Origin of the sequence: Streptomyces sp. NPDC086077, assembly GCF_040686175.1 — a bacterium.
In the GTDB taxonomy this organism is placed as follows: Bacteria; Actinomycetota; Actinomycetes; order Streptomycetales; family Streptomycetaceae; genus Streptomyces.
Genome location: NZ_JBFBJT010000006.1, coordinates 65,044 through 83,521, shown reverse-complemented (window position 1 = coordinate 83,521; position 18,478 = coordinate 65,044). Strand labels below are relative to the sequence as shown.

The 18,478-nt window shown below is 70.4% G+C and carries 16 protein-coding genes and 1 pseudogene; 10 read left to right on the top strand and 7 right to left on the bottom strand.

Annotated features, from left to right (window positions below; all coding sequences use genetic code 11):
- Nucleotides 1-46: 46 nt before the first annotated feature.
- Entirely contained in the window at nt 47-265 is a 219-nt protein-coding gene (locus AB0O67_RS03350; protein ID WP_365445314.1) for a hypothetical protein, read from the bottom strand.
- A 256-nt stretch (nt 266-521) separates the two neighbouring features.
- Here AB0O67_RS03350 and AB0O67_RS03345 point away from each other — a divergent pair, with 256 nt between their 5' ends.
- From AB0O67_RS03345 to AB0O67_RS03335, 3 genes and pseudogenes are all read left to right on the top strand, one after another.
- On the top strand, nt 522-1,187 hold the full coding sequence (locus AB0O67_RS03345) for a CBS domain-containing protein (protein ID WP_365445311.1): 666 nt from the start codon (nt 522-524) through the stop codon (nt 1,185-1,187).
- 204 nt (nt 1,188-1,391) lie between these two features.
- Nucleotides 1,392-1,722 (top strand): annotated as a pseudogene (locus tag AB0O67_RS03340) (AraC family transcriptional regulator); the annotation flags it as partial.
- 270 nt (nt 1,723-1,992) lie between these two features.
- Nucleotides 1,993-4,383: an RICIN domain-containing protein gene (locus AB0O67_RS03335; RefSeq protein WP_365445309.1), complete on the top strand. Its 2,391-nt coding sequence runs from the start codon at nt 1,993-1,995 to the stop codon at nt 4,381-4,383.
- 60 nt (nt 4,384-4,443) lie between these two features.
- On the opposite strand, the gene AB0O67_RS03330 is transcribed toward AB0O67_RS03335, so the two are convergent.
- Entirely contained in the window at nt 4,444-4,899 is a 456-nt protein-coding gene (locus tag AB0O67_RS03330) for an NIPSNAP family protein (RefSeq protein ID WP_365445306.1), read from the bottom strand.
- A complete protein-coding gene (locus AB0O67_RS03325; RefSeq protein WP_365445303.1) occupies nt 4,896-5,150 on the bottom strand; it encodes an NIPSNAP family protein in 255 nt (84 codons plus the stop codon). The genes AB0O67_RS03330 and AB0O67_RS03325 overlap by 4 nt, the downstream gene beginning before the upstream one ends.
- Before the next feature lie 155 nt (nt 5,151-5,305).
- Between AB0O67_RS03325 and AB0O67_RS03320 the strand changes: the two genes are divergently transcribed.
- Together AB0O67_RS03320 and AB0O67_RS03315 are read left to right on the top strand one after the other, a co-directional pair.
- Entirely contained in the window at nt 5,306-6,031 is a 726-nt protein-coding gene (locus AB0O67_RS03320; RefSeq protein WP_365445300.1) for an HTH domain-containing protein, read from the top strand.
- 256 nt (nt 6,032-6,287) lie between these two features.
- Nucleotides 6,288-7,595, top strand: a complete 1,308-nt coding sequence (locus tag AB0O67_RS03315) for an MFS transporter (protein ID WP_365445297.1) — start codon at nt 6,288-6,290, stop codon at nt 7,593-7,595.
- A gap of 110 nt (nt 7,596-7,705) precedes the next feature.
- Here AB0O67_RS03315 and AB0O67_RS03310 read toward each other — a convergent pair whose 3' ends face one another.
- Nucleotides 7,706-8,854, bottom strand: a complete 1,149-nt coding sequence (locus tag AB0O67_RS03310) for a PP2C family protein-serine/threonine phosphatase (protein ID WP_365445294.1) — start codon at nt 8,852-8,854, stop codon at nt 7,706-7,708.
- 539 nt (nt 8,855-9,393) lie between these two features.
- Here AB0O67_RS03310 and AB0O67_RS03305 point away from each other — a divergent pair.
- Nucleotides 9,394-10,185, top strand: a complete 792-nt coding sequence (locus AB0O67_RS03305) for a hypothetical protein (protein WP_365445291.1) — start codon at nt 9,394-9,396, stop codon at nt 10,183-10,185.
- A gap of 85 nt (nt 10,186-10,270) precedes the next feature.
- Here AB0O67_RS03305 and AB0O67_RS03300 read toward each other — a convergent pair whose 3' ends face one another.
- Together AB0O67_RS03300 and AB0O67_RS03295 are read right to left on the bottom strand one after the other, a co-directional pair.
- Nucleotides 10,271-10,972, bottom strand: coding sequence for a TIGR04222 domain-containing membrane protein (locus tag AB0O67_RS03300; RefSeq protein ID WP_365445288.1), 702 nt, complete (start codon nt 10,970-10,972; stop codon nt 10,271-10,273).
- A gap of 188 nt (nt 10,973-11,160) precedes the next feature.
- Nucleotides 11,161-11,772 carry a MarR family winged helix-turn-helix transcriptional regulator gene (locus AB0O67_RS03295; protein ID WP_365445285.1) on the bottom strand — a complete coding sequence of 204 codons (612 nt, stop codon included), beginning with the start codon at nt 11,770-11,772 and terminating at the stop codon, nt 11,161-11,163.
- A 106-nt stretch (nt 11,773-11,878) separates the two neighbouring features.
- Between AB0O67_RS03295 and AB0O67_RS03290 the strand changes: the two genes are divergently transcribed.
- The 4 genes from AB0O67_RS03290 to AB0O67_RS03275 all read left to right on the top strand — a co-directional run bounded on the left by AB0O67_RS03290 (nt 11,879) and on the right by AB0O67_RS03275 (nt 17,851).
- Complete coding sequence (locus AB0O67_RS03290) at nt 11,879-12,421, top strand: carboxymuconolactone decarboxylase family protein (protein WP_365445282.1); 543 nt, start codon at nt 11,879-11,881, stop codon at nt 12,419-12,421.
- Between the two features lie 117 nt (nt 12,422-12,538).
- The gene (locus AB0O67_RS03285) at nt 12,539-13,216 is read left to right on the top strand and encodes a type 1 glutamine amidotransferase (RefSeq protein ID WP_365445279.1); all 678 of its coding nucleotides are present in this window, start codon (nt 12,539-12,541) and stop codon (nt 13,214-13,216) included.
- Between the two features lie 324 nt (nt 13,217-13,540).
- Nucleotides 13,541-17,248 (top strand): S8 family serine peptidase, encoded by a 3,708-nt coding sequence (locus AB0O67_RS03280; protein ID WP_365445276.1) that lies wholly within the window; start codon nt 13,541-13,543, stop codon nt 17,246-17,248.
- A 201-nt stretch (nt 17,249-17,449) separates the two neighbouring features.
- A complete protein-coding gene (locus AB0O67_RS03275) occupies nt 17,450-17,851 on the top strand; it encodes a hypothetical protein (protein ID WP_365445273.1) in 402 nt (133 codons plus the stop codon).
- A gap of 36 nt (nt 17,852-17,887) precedes the next feature.
- On the opposite strand, the gene AB0O67_RS03270 is transcribed toward AB0O67_RS03275, so the two are convergent.
- Nucleotides 17,888-18,289, bottom strand: coding sequence for a PPOX class F420-dependent oxidoreductase (locus tag AB0O67_RS03270; protein ID WP_365445270.1), 402 nt, complete (start codon nt 18,287-18,289; stop codon nt 17,888-17,890).
- Nucleotides 18,290-18,478: the final 189 nt, after the last annotated feature.

Here is an 18,478-nt window from a genome sequence, read left to right as displayed (position 1 = left end):
GAAGGTGCCCTGACCGGTACCGAGAGGATGAGCTTTCAGTACGTCGTTACTCGCCCTCGCCCTCGTGGTGCTCGCCGTGCTCCTGCTCCTGCTCGGGCTCGAGGACGAAGTCGCCACCGACGGCCGTGGCGTCGGCCGTCGAGTTGGCCTCGGCGATGACCGGCGGCATCCCTTCCTCGTCACCGGCGAAGCTGACCCCGGCACCGAGGGTGGAGAGCCCCGCGACCGCCACGGCCACCACCGCGGCACGCTTGAACTTGAACATGATGTAACCCCTTCCTGTCCAGGCATGGCGCCCGGCTCGACTACTCAGTGTGATCATATACACACGAAACGCGACAGATCGGGATCCCCACCTCAGGGTGTCGCGTCGGCTCCTTCCCCGTGTCGCGCCCTCCGGCGGCACGATCATTGATCGCCTGCCGACCCCGCGTCCGGCACAGTGGAGGTATGCGAGTCAGACGCATCACCCAGGCGCCACTGGGCTCTTCCTTCGGTGATCAGAAAAGGGACGGGTCCGCATGAACCACCTGAAGGTCCGCGACCTGATGAGCGGCGCCGTCGTGCGCGTACAGGGCGGTACGCCGTTCAAGGAGATCGCTCATCTGCTGCAGGAGTACGACATCACCGCGGTGCCCGTGGTGGACGACGAGGACCGTCCGGTGGGAGTGGTCTCGGAGGCGGACCTCCTGCACAAGATATGGGGCGGGCAGGATGACGACGCGGCGGAACCAAGCGTCCGCCTGCGGCCCGACAAGGCTCTCGCCACCGACGCGGCGGGGCTGATGACGTCACCCGCCGTCTGCGCACGTGAGGACTGGAGCGTCGTCGAGGCCGCCCGGGTGATGGCCCGGCACGGCATCAAACGGCTCCTGGTGGTCGACGACGAACGGCGGCTGATCGGCGTGGTGAGCCGAAGCGATCTGCTCCGGGTCTTCCTCCGCAAGGATCAGGCGATCCGTACGGAGATCGTGGAGGAGGTCCTGGTCAAGGCATTGGGCCAGGCCCCCTCGGACGTCCAGGTCGACGTGACGCACGGACAGGTCGTCCTGAGCGGACGGCTCTCCTCCCGGCTCACGATCCCCGCGCTGGAGGAACTGTGCCGCAACGTCGACGGTGTGGTGGCCGTGGAGTTCCGACCGGTGCGCGAGGTCGACGCCGACCCTGCGGCCCACCTGAGTACCTGACCGTACGGCCAGGCAGGGGGCTCGCCGTCATATGAGGTGCTCATACCGCGGGATCGCTGCTGACGAGGGCCACGGCGCGCGGAGCTTCGCGGCGGAACCGTGGCGCAGCTGGCGCCCCCCACAGACCGATGCGGTGAGGGCCAGAGCACTTGCAAAGGGCAAGTGGCCGGTACCAGGGGTTGTGATGCAGGTAGCCGTGGTCGCCTTCGACTGATCGGCAGCGGTGTCAAGGCTCGCGACGTCGTCGCCGACGACCAGCTGCTCTCAGGCTGCGGCTCGACCCTCGCGCCAGCCGGTCGGCGCCCAGTGCTCCGGCGCGCTCGTGCTCGCCCGGCTCGGGTTCCTGGAGGACATGCCCGCCTGCACGGACATCAAGACCCGGCCATTCGTCGAAGCACGTGGCGTCACCGTGCTGGACACGCCGTTCCACAGCGAGGGCAACATCGCCACGGCGGGCGGCTGCCTGGCCTCGCAGTACCTCGCCGCGTGGGTGATCACCCGCACGCTCGGTGAGCACGCGGCGCGCGGCGTCCTGTCCGCACTGCGCTGACGCGGCGTCATCCAGCCGTTCGGCACCCCGCTCGCCCGCGCACCCGTCCGCCGGCCACCTCGGCAGGCTCGGCGGAGGGCCGATCCGGCGTCTGGACAGGCCCCGCTCCAGGTGTTGTCATGTCACCAACGAATTTTTTACAACGATATACGGAGCCAGGTGACCGCACGTGCGGTCACGCCCGTCCCCTCCGGGACGACTCTGGAAACGACCGTGGCACGCTCCCCTCTCCCCCGCACGGACAGGAGCTTCCCCATGACCGTCGACCGCCGCGCCTTCCTCACCACGAGCGCACTGGCGCTGGGTGCCGTCACGCTCGACGTCCGCGTCCCCCAGCCTGCTTCGGCCGCCGCGCCGCTCGCCGTCGAGGACGCCTTCCGCAAACTGCCCGTCGGCAGCGTCACCGCGCGCGGCTGGCTGGCCGGCCAGCTCCGGCTGCTGCTGACGGGCCTGTTCGGCCGATTCGAGCAGCGCTCGCACTTCCTTGACTTCGCCGAAACCGGCTGGGTGAACCCTGACAAGCAGGGCTGGGAGGAAGTCACTTACTGGTTACGCGGCTACGTTCCTCTCGCGGTGGCGACCAGGGATCCCGCCGCTCTGGCGAACGCCCGCCGCTGGGTCGACGGCATTGTGGCCACGCAAGCGAGCGACGGGTTCTTCGGCCCGCGCGCCCTGCGCACCTCACTCAACGGCGGTCCCGACTTCTGGCCCTTCCTGCCGCTCCTGATGGCGCTGCGCACCTGGGAGGAGTACGCGGGCGACAGCCGGATCGTGCCCTTCATGACCCGTTTCCTGCGCTTCATGAACGCGCAGGGCAAGCCGGCGTTCGACTCCAGCTGGGTCTCCTACCGCTGGGGCGACGGGCTGGACATCGCACACTGGCTGCACGGCCGCACCGGAGAGGTCTTCCTGGTGGAGCTCGCCGGCAAGATGCATACCTGGGGCGCTAATTGGACAGGGGCGAGTCCCAGTCCGCACAACGTCAACATCGCCCAGGGCTTCCGTGAACCGGCCCAGTACGCACAGTTCACCGGTTCCGCCGACCTCACCCGCGCCACCTACCGGGCCTACGAGGACGTACTGCGCGCCTACGGGCACTTCCCGGGCGGCGGCTTCGCCGGCGACGAGAACTGCCGACCCGGCTTCGGTGACCCCCGGCAGGGCTTCGAGACCTGCGGCGTCGTCGAGTTCATGGCCAGTCACGAGCTGCTGACGCGCATCACCGGTGATCCCGTATGGGCGGACCGGTGCGAGGACCTCGCGTTCAACACGTTGCCGGCGGCGCTCGATCCGCAGGGCAAGGCCATCCACTACGTCACCAGCGCCAACAGCGTCGACCTCGACAACCGCGCCAAGACCCAGGGGCAGTTCCAGAACGGCTTCGCCATGCAGGCGTTCCAGCCCGGCGTCGACAACTACCGCTGCTGCCCGCACAACTACGGGATGGGCTGGCCCTATTTCACCGAGGAACTGTGGCTGGGCAGCCCCGACAACGGTCTGGTCGCCGCCATGTACGCGCCCAGCCAGGTGCGCGCCGGCGCAGGGGCGTCCCGTACGGCGGTCACGCTCACCATGGAGACGGACTACCCCTTCGGCGAAACCGTCACGATCACCGTCGCCACCCCGACACCCGTGGCCTTCCCGTTGCGGCTGCGGGTGCCCGGCTGGTGCCGGGGGCCGCGGCTCACGGTGAACGGACAGCGAGTCGCCGCCCCGGACGGACCGGCCTTCGCCCGTGTCGACCGGACCTGGCGCGACGGCGACACCGTCACCCTTCGGCTGCCCCAGCGCACCACGCTGCGGACCTGGCCGGGCAACCACGGCGCGGTCAGCGTCGACCACGGACCCCTGACGTACTCGCTGCTGATCGGCGAGCGGTACGTGCGGTACGCCGGCACCGAGGCCTTCCCCGAGTACGAGGTGCACGCGACCACCCCATGGAACTACGGTCTGGCCTCCGACATCCGGGCGGTCGTGACGCGCACCGGCGGGCCCGTCGCCGACAACCCCTTCACCCACGAGACGGTGCCCGTGCGGATCACCGCCGACGCCCGCCGCATCCCGGAATGGATCGCCGACAGCGAGAACGTCGTCGCCCCGCTCCAGGACGGCCCGGCCCGTTCGACCGCCGCCGTCGAACGGGTCACCCTCGTCCCGATGGGCGCCGCCCGGCTACGGATCACCGCCTTCCCCGTGGCTACTGCGCAGGGTCGACCGTGGACCCCGGAGCCGCCGTTCCGTCGCATTCAGAACAAGCACAGCGGCAAGGTGCTCGCCGTGGACGGCATGTCTCTCGCCAACAGCGCCCGGGTGGTGCAGTTCTCCGACACCGGAACCGCCGATCACGCCTGGCAGTTCGTGGACCGGGGCGACGGCTGGTTCCTCGTCCGTAACGGGAACAGCGGCAAGGTTCTGGGGGTGGACCAGATGTCCACCGCCGACAGTGCCATCGTCGTCCAGTTCGAGGACAACGGCACCGCCGACCACCTGTGGACCCGCGTCGAGGACGGCGACGGCTGGTTCAGACTTCGCAACCAGAACAGTGGCAAGGTCCTTGGAGTGGACCGGATGTCCACCGCCGACAGCGCACAGGTGGTCCAGTTCGCGGACAACGGCACCGCGGACCACCTGTGGCGGCTCGTCTGAGCGTTCACTCGTCCGCAGGGGCCTGCTGCTTCCACCTCCCTGGCCTCCCGAGGCGAGAGGTCAGGAGAGGAGCGAACGGCCGGTGGGCGCCAGCCGCAGTGTCCGAGGTGGTGCCGTCTGTTCGCGCTCGATGCCCGGGAGTACCTCGTCCCGTACGAGGGGGTGCGCCCGAAGACCGGCGAAGTGCCGTCGGCAGGCCCTCTCGCCGGGGTACGAGGTGATGACTGCGGCGACGTTCTCCCCGGTGCGGACGGGCAGCCTCGGGAACGTGTTGTGTGCCGGCTCGGTGGTGAGGACCGCGAGCGGCGCGGGGTCCGTCTCGCGGAGCACGGGGAGGAGCCCGTCCCGGATCAGTGTCACGCCGTCGGACCGTCCGGGAGGGAAGGACCAGACGGCGATGGCGACGTATCGGTCCGGTGCGGGTGCGCCGACATGGGGACGCTCGGACGGTGAGAGGGCGAAGCTGTTCCGGTCCGACAGAAGTCGCAGCAGCAGGACGTCGTCCGAGTCGATCATGGCTGCGTTGGCCTGCGGGCCGTGCCTGCCCAGACGGGTTCGTCGTAGAAGGCCGTCAGTGCGCTGTGCCGTGCCGCCATGTCCCGGAACCCGCGCAGCCAGACTAAGCGGTCGGGGTCGTCGAGATCCCGGAACTGGCCGCGCACGAGTATCCCGGCCTCCTCCTGGGTTTCGATGAACTCCCGGTCGAACAGCTCGATGAGTTCGTCGCGGCGGCCGGGACGCAGGGTGTACTGGCGGAGCTCGATCACGGCGGGGGGTCGGCAGGATCGTCGGAAGTCACGGCAGGCTCCTGTTCGTTTCTCTTCCGGGCACGGGTTCCCGGCGGTCGCTCGCGGCGGGAGGGGACAGACGGTAGAGCAGCCGTGTGCCAGAGGCTGTCAGTGTTTTCCGGGAGAATGCGCGCATGACTGCTGGTCGGCTGTTGTCGGTGCTGCTGTTGCCGCAATCCCGTGGCCGCGTTTCCGCCCGAGGGATCGCCGACGAACTGGGGGTGTCGGTCCGGACCGCCTACCGCGATCTGGCGGGTCTGCAGGCTTCCGGGGTTCCGGTCTACGCGGAGCCGGGCCGTGCCGGCGGGTACCAACTCCTCGACGGTTACCGCACCCGTCTGACCGGGATGAGCCAGGGAGAGGCACGGGCACTGTTCTTTGCCGGGCTGCCCGGCCCCGCCGCCGACCTGGGGCTCTCGGCGGAGGTGACGGCAGCACGGCTGAAGCTGCTGGCCGCGCTGCCGGCGGCACTGCGCGACGAGGCGGACCACGGCGGTGTTCCACCTGGCGACGAACGGTTCGACCGACCGCGGGACTTCGACCTGGGCGCGCACTGGACCTCCTACCTCGACGAAATTCCAGTCGCGTCGCTACACCGGCACAGCCACCATCCGCCTGTCTCCACGAGGCCGCCGACGCCTGCCCGACAACCTTCCCCCGGAGGTGGTGCGGGGGTCGAGTCCACCGCGACGACCGTCGGTGACGACGGATGGATCGAGGCGGTCATCCCGACGGAGAGCACCGCGCACGCCTGCGGCGAGTTGCTACGGCTCGGTGTCGAGGTCGTGGCCCTGGCGGAACTACGCCAAGGCATAGCCGAAACGGTCGCTGCACTCGCCGGGACATATGGGCTCACCTGACCGCCTGTGCCGAGCCCTTATTTCCCTTTCACGTCGAGCCGCCGAGCGCTAATGTCCGGGTGCGTCGAGTTGACCCACGAGGAGTTGCGGACATGCCCGGTCTTCCGAGCGCGCGTTGACGTCGTAGGCCGATCGGCCTGTCATCGCGTGCTGCCCAAGGTGTTGCGGCACAGCGAGCCATCTCCCGCCTGAACCGTCGGCGCACCTGTCATGTGTCCGGGGGCGGGCTTCGTTGTCGGCAACCCGAGGGATCCCTGTGCCGTCCACCTCATCCGCTGCATCCGATTCCGGTCGCCCCGTTCCGGCAGGCCTGTGGCGGGACCGCGACTTCCGCGGACTCTGGCTGGGGCAGACCGCCTCCCAACTCGGTGAACACACAGGTCTGGTCGTCCTTCCGCTCTTCGCCGTGGTGACGCTCGACGCCAGTGCCACCCAGCTGGGCGTCCTGCGCGCCCTGGGCCAGGCGCCGATCCTGTTGCTCTCGCTCTTCGTCGGCGCGTGGGTGGACAGGTGGCGCACTCGCACCGTGATGGTGCTGACGGACGTCGGCCGGACGCTTGCCCTGGGTGCCGCCGCCGTGGCCGGCCTCTTCGGCTGGCTCGGACTGCCCGCGCTGTTCATGACCGCCTTCGCCATCGGATCCCTTTCCGTGTTCTTCGACGTGGCATACCAGGCCTCTCTCGTACGGCTGGTGCGACGCGATCAGCTGGTGCGGGGCAACAGCGCGCTGGAGGGCAGCCGGTCCGCGGCTCAGATCGGCGGTCCTGCCCTCGGCGGTGCCTTGGTGTCCCTGCTGTCGGCGCCGATCGCCGCCGCCTCCAGCGCTCTGTTCTTCGCGCTGTCGTTCCTGTCGATCCGCAGAATCCGCCGGGTCGAATCGATTCCGGAGCGCCTGGAAGGCCCCAGTGGGGTCGGGCGGCGGATCCACGAGGGTCTGCGTTTCATCGTCGGCGACACCGCGCTGCGGGCCGTGTGCCTCGCCTCGGCCGCCTTCCAGTTCTCCTTCGCGGCCGTGATGACCGTCTATCTGCTCTTCCTGCCGCGGGAACTGCACCTGTCCGGCACCGCCGTCGGGCTGGCACTCGCGGCGACGGGACCGGGCGCGCTCCTGGGATCCGTGCTGGCCGCCCGCCTGCCGAACCGGTTCGGGTACGGCCCGGTACTCCTGGCCTCGGCGGCACTCGGCGACGGCGTGTTCCTGTGTGTCCCCGCGCTGCACGGCTCCTCCGCGGTGACCGTTCCCGCGCTCCTCGCGGTCAACTTCGTGTTCGGGGCCGGCGGCCAGTTGGTGAACGTGGCGATCATGGCCGTCCGGCAGACGGTCACACCGGACGGGATGCAAGGCCGCGCGGCCGCGACGATCACATTCGTCGGGATGGGGATGTCCCCGCTCGGTTCTCTTTTCGGCGGATTCCTCGCCGAGGAGTGGGGATTGCGCACCAGTCTCCTGGCGACGGCCGCAGGCATGGTGCTGTCCCCGGTCGTGATGGCTCTGTCCCCGCTGGCACGGCTGGGACGGACGCTTCCGGCCGCGCGGATCGCGCCGCCGGCTGCTGAGCGATGACGCGCGGACGCCGATCCCTCGCGACGGGTCGGCACGTCCAGAAGATGCCGGACACCATCGACATGATCCGCCGGACGACCGCTGCCCGGTGCGCGGAGTCACCGCCCCGGTCAGCCGCCGGCCGGTCCCGGACCCCTCTGCGCCACGACGAGGGCCATGTCGTCCCCCAGCCGGCCCCCGACGTGGTCCCGCAGGTCGGCGGTGATGGCGTCGACGAGCGGTGCCGGCTGATGGTCCGCCCGCATCGCGACACGTTCGGAGAGCGGATAGAACCGGCCGCCCGGGTCGCGGGCCTCGGTGACCCCATCGGTGTAGAGGACCAGGCGGTCACCGTCGCGGAAGGGGAAGCTGGCGGGCACGTACGAGAGCGCGGACGCCGCGCCGACGGCCAGACCGAGCGGCGGCGCGGGATCCGCCACGTGCAGCGTCGTCACGGTGCCGCCCGACCGCACCAGCAGGGGCGGCGGATGCCCACAGCTGACCATGTGCACGACCGGCTCGTCGTCGGGGATGTCCACAAGGACGGCGGTCACGAACCGTTCGGCGAGTTCCGTCTCGGACGGGGAGAACTCGGCCAGTCCCCAGCGGACCGCGTCCTCGACGTAGGAGACCAGCTCCGCCAGCGGCATCTCCCGGTGGGCGGCGGCACGGAAGGCACCCAGCACGATCGCCGTGTCGCTGATCGAGGCGAGTCCCTTGCCGCGGACGTCGCCGATGATCAGTCGGGTGGAGCCGACGGTGCGGGCCGAGGCGTACAGGTCGCCGCCGACGTGGGTGTCGGCGTCGGCACTGCGGTACTCCGAGGCGAGCCGCACGGGTCCGGCCCGCTCCGGGAGCGGCCGCAGTACCACGCGCTGTGCCGTATCGGATACCGAGCGCGCCCGCCGCAGCGCCCGCTCGTGCCGGTCCCGCAGATGGGCGAACGCCACCAGGACGGCGGAGACCGCGACCAGCGCGCACCACTCGACCACCACGCTTTCGCTCGTCAGGGTGTGCCGCTCCAGGCCGGCGGCGGTCAGCGCCAGGAGCGCGGCCGCGCCCACCAGCGCCGTGGCGCGCGGCCCCGCACCGACGGCGGTGACCGCGGTGGCGACGGTGAGCAGGTGTGCCAGATGGATGTCGGGGGGCAGGAAGGCGTCGGCCACCGGAATGGCCACGATCAGCAGCAGGGGCCCGAGCAGCCACGGGGGGTGCGGCATCAGCCGCCGGAAGGCGCGAAGCAGCGTGACCGGGAAGGTCGCGGTGGTGGCAGTGCTCACTTCGGTGCTCCGGTGGGGGGCCTGTGCGGTGCGGCTACCGGCGTGGTGCCGTCCCTGGTGAGTGGGGTGAACATGCGGTCGGCAGGACTTGTTCCGCCGGGGTGGAGACCGCGGGCGGCTGGAAGGCGGCGGAGCGCCGGAAGTGGTGGTGGTCGGGCCGAGAGCCACCACCGCGGCCATGGGACGGTGGCCGTCGCCGGAGGCCCGGAGCCCGTCGAGCGCTCTTTCGTTCACCCAGTCGACGATAACGCGGCGACGCCCTTCGCCATGCCGTCACCAGCGGGGCCAAGGGGTAACAGCTCGTACCGCTGCGCCTCGGCCGTGCGACGGCGGCCGTGATCAGCGGCACCTGACTCCCCAGCTCGGTGGTGGACCAGGGGAGGTAGGCCGTTCCGGCGTTTGTGGCACGCCAGTGGTTGGCGGATTCACGCCGTTCCTGAGTTGTCGAGGCCATGCCAGTCTGCTCCCTGTCCACGGCCGTTCCTGCATCCCGCCGCGCTGAAGCGGTGGGAGGCGGCCCCGGGCGACAGGGGGATCCAATGCTACGAAGAACGAGATCCGCGATCGGGGTGGCGGTGGCCGCTCTGGTGGTCGCGCTCTCGGCTCCGGCCGTGCAGGCGGACACGACCACCTCGGCGGGGTCGACGCCCGCCCGCGCCGAGGCGGACGACGCCGTCTACGTGATTCAGCCACGCTCCGACGGCACCACGTACACCGCGATCTACGAACCCGCTCCGGGCGTCACGTCCGAGGAACTGCGCAGCACCCTGCGTCGCCAGGGTGTCCGCGGCGTGCAGGACGCGAACACCTTCAACGACGTGGGCATCGCCGGATGCGCGCCCATCGTCGGCACCGCTTCCGCCTGGTGCGGCCACAAGTGGGCCTACGGCCCGTTCAACGACCCGCAGGTCTACTTCCTCGACCACAGCGGTGACTCCTGGCCCGTGACCGACGCCCGGGTCGACTGGTACCAGGCCCCCGGCATCGACGCCTACTACCGGTGGCACACCGCCGGCTGCCCCGGCGGCGGGCGGCACTGCGTGCACGTGTACAGCGGCAACTACGGGACCGCCTGGTACGGCGTGACCGAAGCGTCCACGTCCGGCGGCTACTTCGTCGACGGCACCGTCACGGTCAAGCTCAACGACCAGGTCACCCCGAACACCTACGCGGCCCGGCGCAGCGTGGCCTGTCACGAGATGGGTCACGCCCTCGGACTCGACCACAACGGATCCACCAACAGCTGCCTGTCCGTACCGGAGTTCCCGCAGCACCCGTCGGCGAACGACTTCGCCGTGCTCAACCAGCTCTACCCCAAGGCCGGCACCTGACCGGCACCGCTCGCAGAGCGTGGTCGTGGGAGAGACGGCGGTTCACCGCCCCTCCCACGGCGCGTCCGGGCCGGCGCAGGCGTGCTCACTCCCCGCCGCCTCCGCCTCCGCCTCCACCGCTGCCGCAGTAGAGGTAACCTCCGCTGCCGCCGTAGGTGCCACCACTCGGCGAGCCACGGAAGAAGTCCTTGTCGGTGATCTTGACCCGGTCGGTCAGACCGGCCCGGAAGGCGAAACGCGGCACCAGTACACGCAGGGCCGGCTCACCGTGCAGGGCAACGGCGATCAGCTTGTCCTGGTCCGGCACACCGCGCCGGCTCGTCGGCGACGGGTACGCACTCCGCAGCAGCTTCAGCCGCCGCCGGGCGGCCCTGGTGGGTCCCAGCAGCGGATACCGCAAGAGCCCCGCCTCCGCGAGACCGACCCGCACCTCCGCCAGCGCCCACCGGACATCCGCGTGCCGGACCAACTCCCCCATCTCCCGGGGCTCGTCCAGGCAGTGGTACACCGCACTCTCCAGGTACGACGCCCGCATCACTCCCGTAACGGCCGTCGCCTGACCTCCGACGCAGTCCGCCGGCGCATCCAGCGACACGCCCGGCGGCGGAAGCGCGGGCAGGCCCCGCCCCGCCTCGCCTTCGGCCGCCCTTATCGTGCCCGGTACCCCCGCCTCCACCGCGCCCCGCAGATGCAGGGCGACAACGGCCACCGTGACCGCGGCCCGCGGGCCGCCGGACAACAGCGCGATCTCGTGCGGCGTCTCCCGCACGCTCCCCGTACCCGTCATGGCGTGACACCCCCTCAGCCGGCGCCCGCCACCCCCGCGCCGGCGAACCCCATGTACGCCGGAGTGTGCCCGCCGTAAGGGGCGCTCGAAGCCTTCGCGGCCGCCTTCAGAGGTACGTTTGAGGATGCCGTACGCCGCGTACGGCCGATGCCGTACGGGCGCGCGGGTCCGTGGAGCTCCGACAGCCGTCATTGCCCCGGTCCAGCGACCTCTGCGTGGTCGGGGCAGTCCAGGCGCAGCTCCGCGTCGCCGAAGGCGTTGTCCACGAAGGCGCAGTGATGGGGCCGGTCCGTGCCCGGGTGCGCTTCGGGCCGGAAGTGGTCGCAGGTCAGACACATCCGCGACACGGGGATGGCCTTGCTGTCCTGCAGCGACCTGATCATGCTGCTGGCGCCGCGCAGCATGGCCGCGAGGTCGTCCGCGGTCAGGGTGTCCATGGCCTCGGCGAACTCCTCGGGCAGGCGGACCAGCCGCTCGGCCTCGGCACGCCCCGCGCCGGTGAGGGTCAGGGTGACGGCGCGGGCGTCGGCCGGGTCGCGCCGGCGCTCCACCAGTTCCTTCGCGGTGAGTGTCTTCACCGCGTCGCTGATCGTGGGGGCCGTGGAGGCCAGGGTGCGGGTCAGTTCACTCTGGCGGCGCGGCCTGGGGTCTCCAGCGAGCAGCGTGAGGATGTCCGCCTGCAGCGGTGAGAGCCGGTACGGACCGGCGTTGCGGTAGCTGCTGATGCGCAGCGCCTGGCCGAGGCGCGTAAGGCCCACCATCAGCTGCTCGTGGGGCGGCATGCCCGGCACGTCCGTCATGGCGAGCCTCCTGGAAATCGGTACTTGCAATTGTAGGCACTGCCAATCTAAGTTGGCAGTGCCAAATAAGTGCGTGTGCGTGGCACACTCCCTGGAAGGACACCCCATGCCCCGACTCTCCGTCGTCGACCCCGCCACCGCAGGCAACGAGGCCAAGGCCCTGCTCGCCAAGGTCGACCGCGCTCTCGGCGTGACGCCGAACATGATGCGCGCGATGGCCGTCTCGCCCGCGGTGCTCGACGCGTACCTCTCCTTCAGCGGCTCGCTTTCCAAGGGCTCCCTCTCGGGTGCCACGCGCGAGCAGATCGCCCTGGTCGCCGCCGCCGAGAACTCCTGCGAGTACTGCTACGCCGCGCACCACGTGCTCGGTGAGCGGGCGGGCGTGAGCACCAAGGACCTCGAGACCGCGGGCGGGGCCGAGGCGTCCGACCCGAAGACCGCCGCGGCCCTGAAGTTCGCCCGGACGGTGCTGGAGACCCGTGGTTTCGTGAGTGACGAGGACCTCGACGCGGTCCGCGCCGCCGGGCTCGGTGACGGGGAGATCGGCGAGATCGTCGCCAACGTGGCGCTGAACGTTTTCACCAACTACTTCAACTCCGTCGGCCGCACGGAGGTCGACTTCCCGCCGGTCCCCCTCCCCGTGAAGTAGTGCCGGCGATCCGGACACCCCGGATCGAGCGGCGCCCGGTCCCCCGTCCGTCCGGGTGCCGCTCACGGCCTCACCGGCCCGATCGGGCCCCGCTGACCCACACCGGAGGAGACCCGCATGTCCGACCGTCCGTGGCACGTCCTGCAGCATGTCCCTTTCGAGGGCCCCGGCCTCCTCTCCGGCGCCGCCGCCGAGACCGGTGCGGAGTTGCAGGTGCACCACCTGTGGGACGGCGATCCCGTACCCGGCCTGCGTGACACCGGCGGACTCGTCGTCCTCGGGGGGCCGATGAACGCCCTGGACGACCGCCGCCACCCGCACCTAGCCGCCGAACGCCGCCTGCTGCGGCAGGCTCTGCGGGAACAGGTACCGGTGCTCGGCGTGTGTCTCGGAGCCCAGTTGCTGGCCTCGGCGGCGGGGGCGGACGTGACACGCGGGTCCGAGCCGGAGATCGGCCCGGGAAGCGTCACCCTCGACCCGGCCGCAGCGAACGACCCCCTGCTCCATGGCGTCGGCCGAGAGATGCCGGTGCTCCACTGGCACCACGACACCTTCACGCTCCCCGAGGGCGCCCTTCTCCTCGCCTCCAGCGACCGGTACCCGCATCAGGCGTTCCGGCTCGGCCCCCGGGCATGGGGCCTGCAGTTCCACATCGAGGTGGACGCGGCAGCCGTCGAAGGCTTCGGCCACCTGCTGCCGGAACACTCCCGCCCCTCCGAGGAGGAGATCGACGCGATCGCCGCCGTCGGCAGCGCCGTCCTGCCCCGGCTGTTCCACTGCGCCCAGGCGATCTGATCCGCCCATCCGGGTGATCGGCGAGCGGCAGCACCCCTTCGGCGACCCCGGGGTCCGTGCACGCCGCGACGCCCAGCAGGTGGGCGGGGGCGATTGCATGCAGCACCCGCCTCCGCCAGGTTCCCACCCAAGCGACCGGGCTCGCGCTCCCGATTACCTCAACTTCGATGTGTTGCACCGTCATTGCCGAGACGCTACCTGCGCTCCAGGGTCTTCCCGAGATCCCGCATCAAGGCATAGATTCCCGTCGACCTGTACAGCCATTCAAGTCGAAGGACTCCGTTGGCACACCACTCGTCCGGAAGAGGGCACCGCCTGCTCGTCGTGGCGGCCGTTCTCCTGGCCACAGCGGCGACCCCGCTCGTGACCGCCTCCGCAGACAGTCCGCCGGCCACACACCTGGCCGACCTCCCCCTCCGTTCTGACAACGTTGCCACCATCACCCTGGTCACCGGTGACGAGGTCACCGTCACCCCCGACGCCGGGGGCGGCCCCGGCACCCTCAGCGTCCAAGGCCCTGACGGCGAGCCCGTCGGCGCCCGGGTGCTGACCGTGGGAGGTGACACCTTCGTCTATCCCGACTCCGCGCGCACCTACCTGGCGTCAGGGGCCCTCGACGACCAACTGTTCAACGTCACGCGCCTGTTGGCCGACGGCTACGACGACGCCTCACTCGCACGCCTGCCTCTGATCATCACCTATGGGGGTGGGGAGGCGTCCGCCTCGACACTGCGCGGGCGCGCTCACTCCCTCCCCGGTGACGTCACCGACGTCCGTCCCCTCACCAGCGTGAACGGCGTGGCCGTTGCCGCCGACCGTGACGACACCCATGGCCTGTGGAATGCGCTGACCGGTGCCGAACCGGGCCTGGCGCCCACGGCCGACGGCGGCGACGGCTCGTTGCGCGGGGGCGTCGCCAAGGTGTGGCTCGACGGCCGCGCCGAAGCCACGCTCAGCGACACGGTCGCGCAGATCGGCGCACCCGGGATCTGGGCCGGCGGGAACACTGGCGCCGGAACCGACGTGGCCGTCCTCGACACCGGCTACGACCCCGGGCACCCCGACCTGAGGGACGCCGTCGAGGACTCCGCCAGCTTCGTGCCCGGCGAGGACGTCGTCGACCGTGACGGCCACGGCACGCACGTCGCGTCCACGATCGCGGGCAGCGGCGCCGCTTCCGACGGCAAGGAGAAGGGCGTCGCACCCGGCGTGGACCTGCACGTCGGCAAGGTGCTGTCCGACCAGGGGTTCGGCTACGACTCCTGGATCGTGGCCGGTATGGAATGGGCCGCCAGGGACGCACGCGCCCGAGTCATCAGCATGAGCCTGGGCAGCAGCGAGAACGCCGACGGCGAGACGGTGCTCGCCCGGGCCGTGAACGAACTGAGCGCCGAGACCGGCGCCCTGTTCACCATCGCGGCCGGCAACGACGGTCCCGGCGCCCGGACCGTCAGGTCACCTGGCACGGCCGACGCGGCCCTGACCGTCGGCGCGGTGGACTCCGCCGACGCGATCGCCGATTTCTCCAGCCGCGGCCCTCGCTACGGCGACGACGCCCTCAAGCCCGAGATCACCGCGCCCGGCGTCGCCGTCCTGGCGGCGAGATCGCAGTACCGCAGCTCGGGTACGGGCTTCTACATGAGCGCCAGCGGCACATCCATGGCCACCCCGCATGTGGCCGGTGTCGCGGCACTCGTCGCAGCCGCTCACCCCCACTGGACCGGCGCACGCATCAAGGACGCGCTGATCAGCACCGTCAAGCCGACACCGGCCATCAGCGCGGACGACGGCGGCAACGGCCGGGTCAGCGCCGCCGCGGCAACGGCAGAACTCACCGCGACCGGGAAGCTCGACGCGGGCATCCACTCCGCGGGAGCCGACAAGGGCACGGTGAAGTCCACGGCCACCTTCACCAACACGGGTGACACGCCCGTCACGGTGGACCTCACCGTCGACACGAACGGCGCTCCCGCCGGCGTGTTCACCGTCGCTCCGAGCCGTGTCGAGGTCCCCGCTCGCTCCACCGCCACCGCCACGGTCACAACGGACCTCGACAAGGCCGGCAAGGGGCAGCGTTGGACCGGGCACCTGACGGCCTCCCACGACGGAACAGCGCTGACCCGCACATTGCTCGGCGTCAGCACGGGCCAGCGGCACTTCCACGTGCGCACGAAGATCACCGGCCGGTCCGGCGAGGCCACGGACGGAACGCTGACCTTCTACCGCAAGGGCGACGAGTACGCGGGCACCTACCTCTACGGTGGCGGCGAGTCCGACGAGATACTGCCTCCGGGCCGCTACACCGTCTACGCCGACTTCCGCGTGCAGGGCACGCACGGGGCGGCATCGGCCGGGTACGCACGCATGGTCATCCCTCAGGTCGAGGTGAACGGCCCCACCGACCTCGTGCTGGACGGCACCCGACTCCGCCAGATCACGCCGGTCACTCCGCGCCGGACGGAGACCTTCTCCCAGCGCCTGGACTATCACCGCACCTTCCAGGACGGTTCCTCGGTCACCGACAGCACCCTCGTCGGCGACGGCTTCGACAGCATATGGACGGCACCCACCGCACCCGGCGGTGACGGCAAGCAGTACCTCACCACCCGCTGGCGCAACCAGGAGCCACTGCTGTCCGTGACCTCGGGCGGGCAGGACTTCGACGATCTCTGGATCATGCCCGGCTCCACGAAACTGCCCCAGGGCGACTACGACCTCGACGTCATCCATCCTGGCGCCGGTCTCGGCGAGGACTACCAGGGTGTCGACGCCGCGGGCAAGGCGGCCGTGGTGCGCTGGAACTCCGAGGACGAGGACTTCTCGGACGACCAGATCAGGGCCGCGCAGGCCGCAGGAGTGCGGCTTCTGCTGTTCGTCAACGACCTCGACGGCCGGCTGCGCGTGCCCGTCATCAAATCGACCATCGCGGTGGCCGGGCTCTCCCGCACCGAGGGCGAGAAGCTCATCACGCGCGTGAAGGCCGGCGCCACCGGTGGCGTGCCCCTGCGAGCCGTCTCGCGTCCGGACACGTCCTATCTCTACGACCTGGTCCGCACCTGGACCGGCCGTATACCGGCGGACCTCGTCTACGCCCCGAAGACGAACCAGTTGGCTCGCGTCGAGACCTCCTTGCGCAACCCCACCGGCCGCGAGGTGTACGAGAACCGCTACGACGTCCACCCCTGGACCACGTACCGGGTCGGCTCGAACAGGCTGAGCACCGCCAGTACGCATCGCACCGACTACGTCAGCACCGACCACAGCTTCTCCTGGACCGAAGAGGCCGAACTCCAGTCCCTCGCCTACAGCGCGTCAGGCCCGGTCACGTACCGGGCGGGCAGGACCACGGACGTTGACTGGTTCGGACCCGTGGTGCGTCCCCGTATCAACAGCAGCGTCCAGCCCCCGGTGCGTACCGGGAACCAGGTCGACATCGCCGTGCCCTCCTGGGGGGACTCCGGCGGCGATCACGCCAACTACGTGCCCTTCGGCAGCGCCGAAACCCAGCAGGAGACCACGCTTTACCAGGGCGACACCGTGATCGCCCAGGGAGGTGGCGGGGTCTGGGGAACCGTGCCGGCGAAGAAGGGCACCTACCGGCTGGTGCACACGGCCGACCGTACGGCGACGGAGGCATTGCCGTACTCGACCGCCACGCGCACCGAGTGGACATTCACCTCCGCGCCCAGCAGCACGGAGCATGCCGTTCAACTCCCCCTGATCCAGCTGGACTACGGCCTGCCGACGTCCGGCGACGGCAGGGCGGCCGCCGACTCCTCGCTGCTCGTCACTCCGCTGCACCTGGAGGGCGGGCCGAGCGCGGCAGTGCACACCAAGAAGGTGGAGGTGTCCTACGACGACGGCGCCCACTGGACGACGGCGCGCCTCAGCGGCAAGGGCAACGGCAGGGTGAGTGTGACGCTGCACGCCCCCGCCACGGCCCGTTACCTGACCCTGCGCGTGCAGGCAGGTGACAGCCGGGGCAACACCGTCACTCAGACGATCGTTCGCGCCGCCGGACTCTCCAGGTAAGGCCGGCCCGCCGACAGCCGCCCGGCGAACCCATGTGGGTCCGCCGGGCGGCATGCGGTTGTCGACCGAACAGCAACCTGACGCTCCGTCAAAAAACTGACCGCCGCGAACCAAGGAATCGTCAAGTACCTTACGCACAGCGTCGAGCCGTCGGTGGTTCCCGACGCGGCAGAGTACTTGTCGCCAACTCTCAGGAGAGACATGGACACGGACAGACGTAAGATCGCCACCGTCGCGAGGCGAGTGGGAAGGGTGCTGGCACTGGCTGCCGCCGTCGCCGGGCTTTCCACTCTGGCCTCCGGTTCCGCACACGCGGGCATCATCCCCCGCGTCTACCAAGGAGACGACTTCGCGCAGGCCTACCACATCTACTCCGGAGGCGTGTTCATCGCCGAGGTGGCCGAGGTGTGCGACCGCGAGGCGGACGGCAACGGCGTCTACGTCCGAGTCTGGTTGAGCTCCGGGTACGAGGAGATCAGCGACACCAACGGATCCGCGAGCGGGTGCGGTTCACGTGTCCACGACAGGAACGAAGTCGAAGGCATCGAAGTCTGCGAACGCGTCACCGGCCCAGACTGGTGCTCCGGACGGAAGAACGCCTAGGGCGTCGTTCGCATCAGGTCGGCGCAGAGGTGGCCCTCAGCCACGAGGGCTGCTGATCCTCACGGGTTCGATCACGAGGATCACCCGGACCTGGTCACGGCCGCCGAACCAGGGGTACGGCCCGCCGAGGTACTTCCGTGAGAGCGCCTCGATGTGGTCGACCGCCCCTTCCGTGGTCAGGCGCACCACACGGCCGCGGATCTGGACGTAAGCGGTCGGTAGCGAGGGATCGGCGACCGCGACCGCCACTCGCGGGTCGCGCGCGATGTTGCGCGTCTTCTGGTGCGACGCGACGCTGTTGATCAAGACGTGCTCGCCGTCGGTGTCGACCCATGTCTGGGTGAGCTGCGGCGAGCCGTCGGGCATCGTCGTGGCGAGGTAACAAGTACTGGGGCGGCGCAGCAGCGCCACCACGTCCTCGCCGAGGGATACGGGCACGGGGCTCTCCTTCAGGGAGGCGGTTCGGCGGGGCGCAATGCCGCCGGTCGAGGGCCCCGGTGAGGCCCCTCAGTAGCGCGCGGCGGCGGTCGGCGCTGCGCGGCTCGCCGCTGTCCCATGGCACAGCGGCCGGGGCCTGATCGCATTTCGACGGTCGGCCCCGGCCGCCCTGTGGAACGGCCCGCGGCC

Excerpts from the sequence above, each read along its gene's own strand:
- AB0O67_RS03330 (WP_365445306.1), bottom strand. The coding sequence starts at position 4,899 with ATGATCGACTCGGACGACGTCCTGCTGCTGCGACTTCTGTCGGACCGG.
- AB0O67_RS03305 (WP_365445291.1), top strand. The coding sequence starts at position 9,394 with ATGCTACGAAGAACGAGATCCGCGATCGGGGTGGCGGTGGCCGCTCTG.
- AB0O67_RS03290 (WP_365445282.1), top strand. The coding sequence starts at position 11,879 with ATGCCCCGACTCTCCGTCGTCGACCCCGCCACCGCAGGCAACGAGGCC.
- AB0O67_RS03275 (WP_365445273.1), top strand. The coding sequence starts at position 17,450 with ATGGACACGGACAGACGTAAGATCGCCACCGTCGCGAGGCGAGTGGGA.
- AB0O67_RS03335 (WP_365445309.1), top strand. The coding sequence starts at position 1,993 with ATGACCGTCGACCGCCGCGCCTTCCTCACCACGAGCGCACTGGCGCTG.
- AB0O67_RS03320 (WP_365445300.1), top strand. The coding sequence starts at position 5,306 with ATGACTGCTGGTCGGCTGTTGTCGGTGCTGCTGTTGCCGCAATCCCGT.
- AB0O67_RS03345 (WP_365445311.1), top strand. The coding sequence starts at position 522 with ATGAACCACCTGAAGGTCCGCGACCTGATGAGCGGCGCCGTCGTGCGC.
- AB0O67_RS03285 (WP_365445279.1), top strand. The coding sequence starts at position 12,539 with ATGTCCGACCGTCCGTGGCACGTCCTGCAGCATGTCCCTTTCGAGGGC.
- AB0O67_RS03350 (WP_365445314.1), bottom strand. The coding sequence starts at position 265 with ATGTTCAAGTTCAAGCGTGCCGCGGTGGTGGCCGTGGCGGTCGCGGGG.
- AB0O67_RS03300 (WP_365445288.1), bottom strand. The coding sequence starts at position 10,972 with ATGACGGGTACGGGGAGCGTGCGGGAGACGCCGCACGAGATCGCGCTG.
- AB0O67_RS03295 (WP_365445285.1), bottom strand. The coding sequence starts at position 11,772 with ATGACGGACGTGCCGGGCATGCCGCCCCACGAGCAGCTGATGGTGGGC.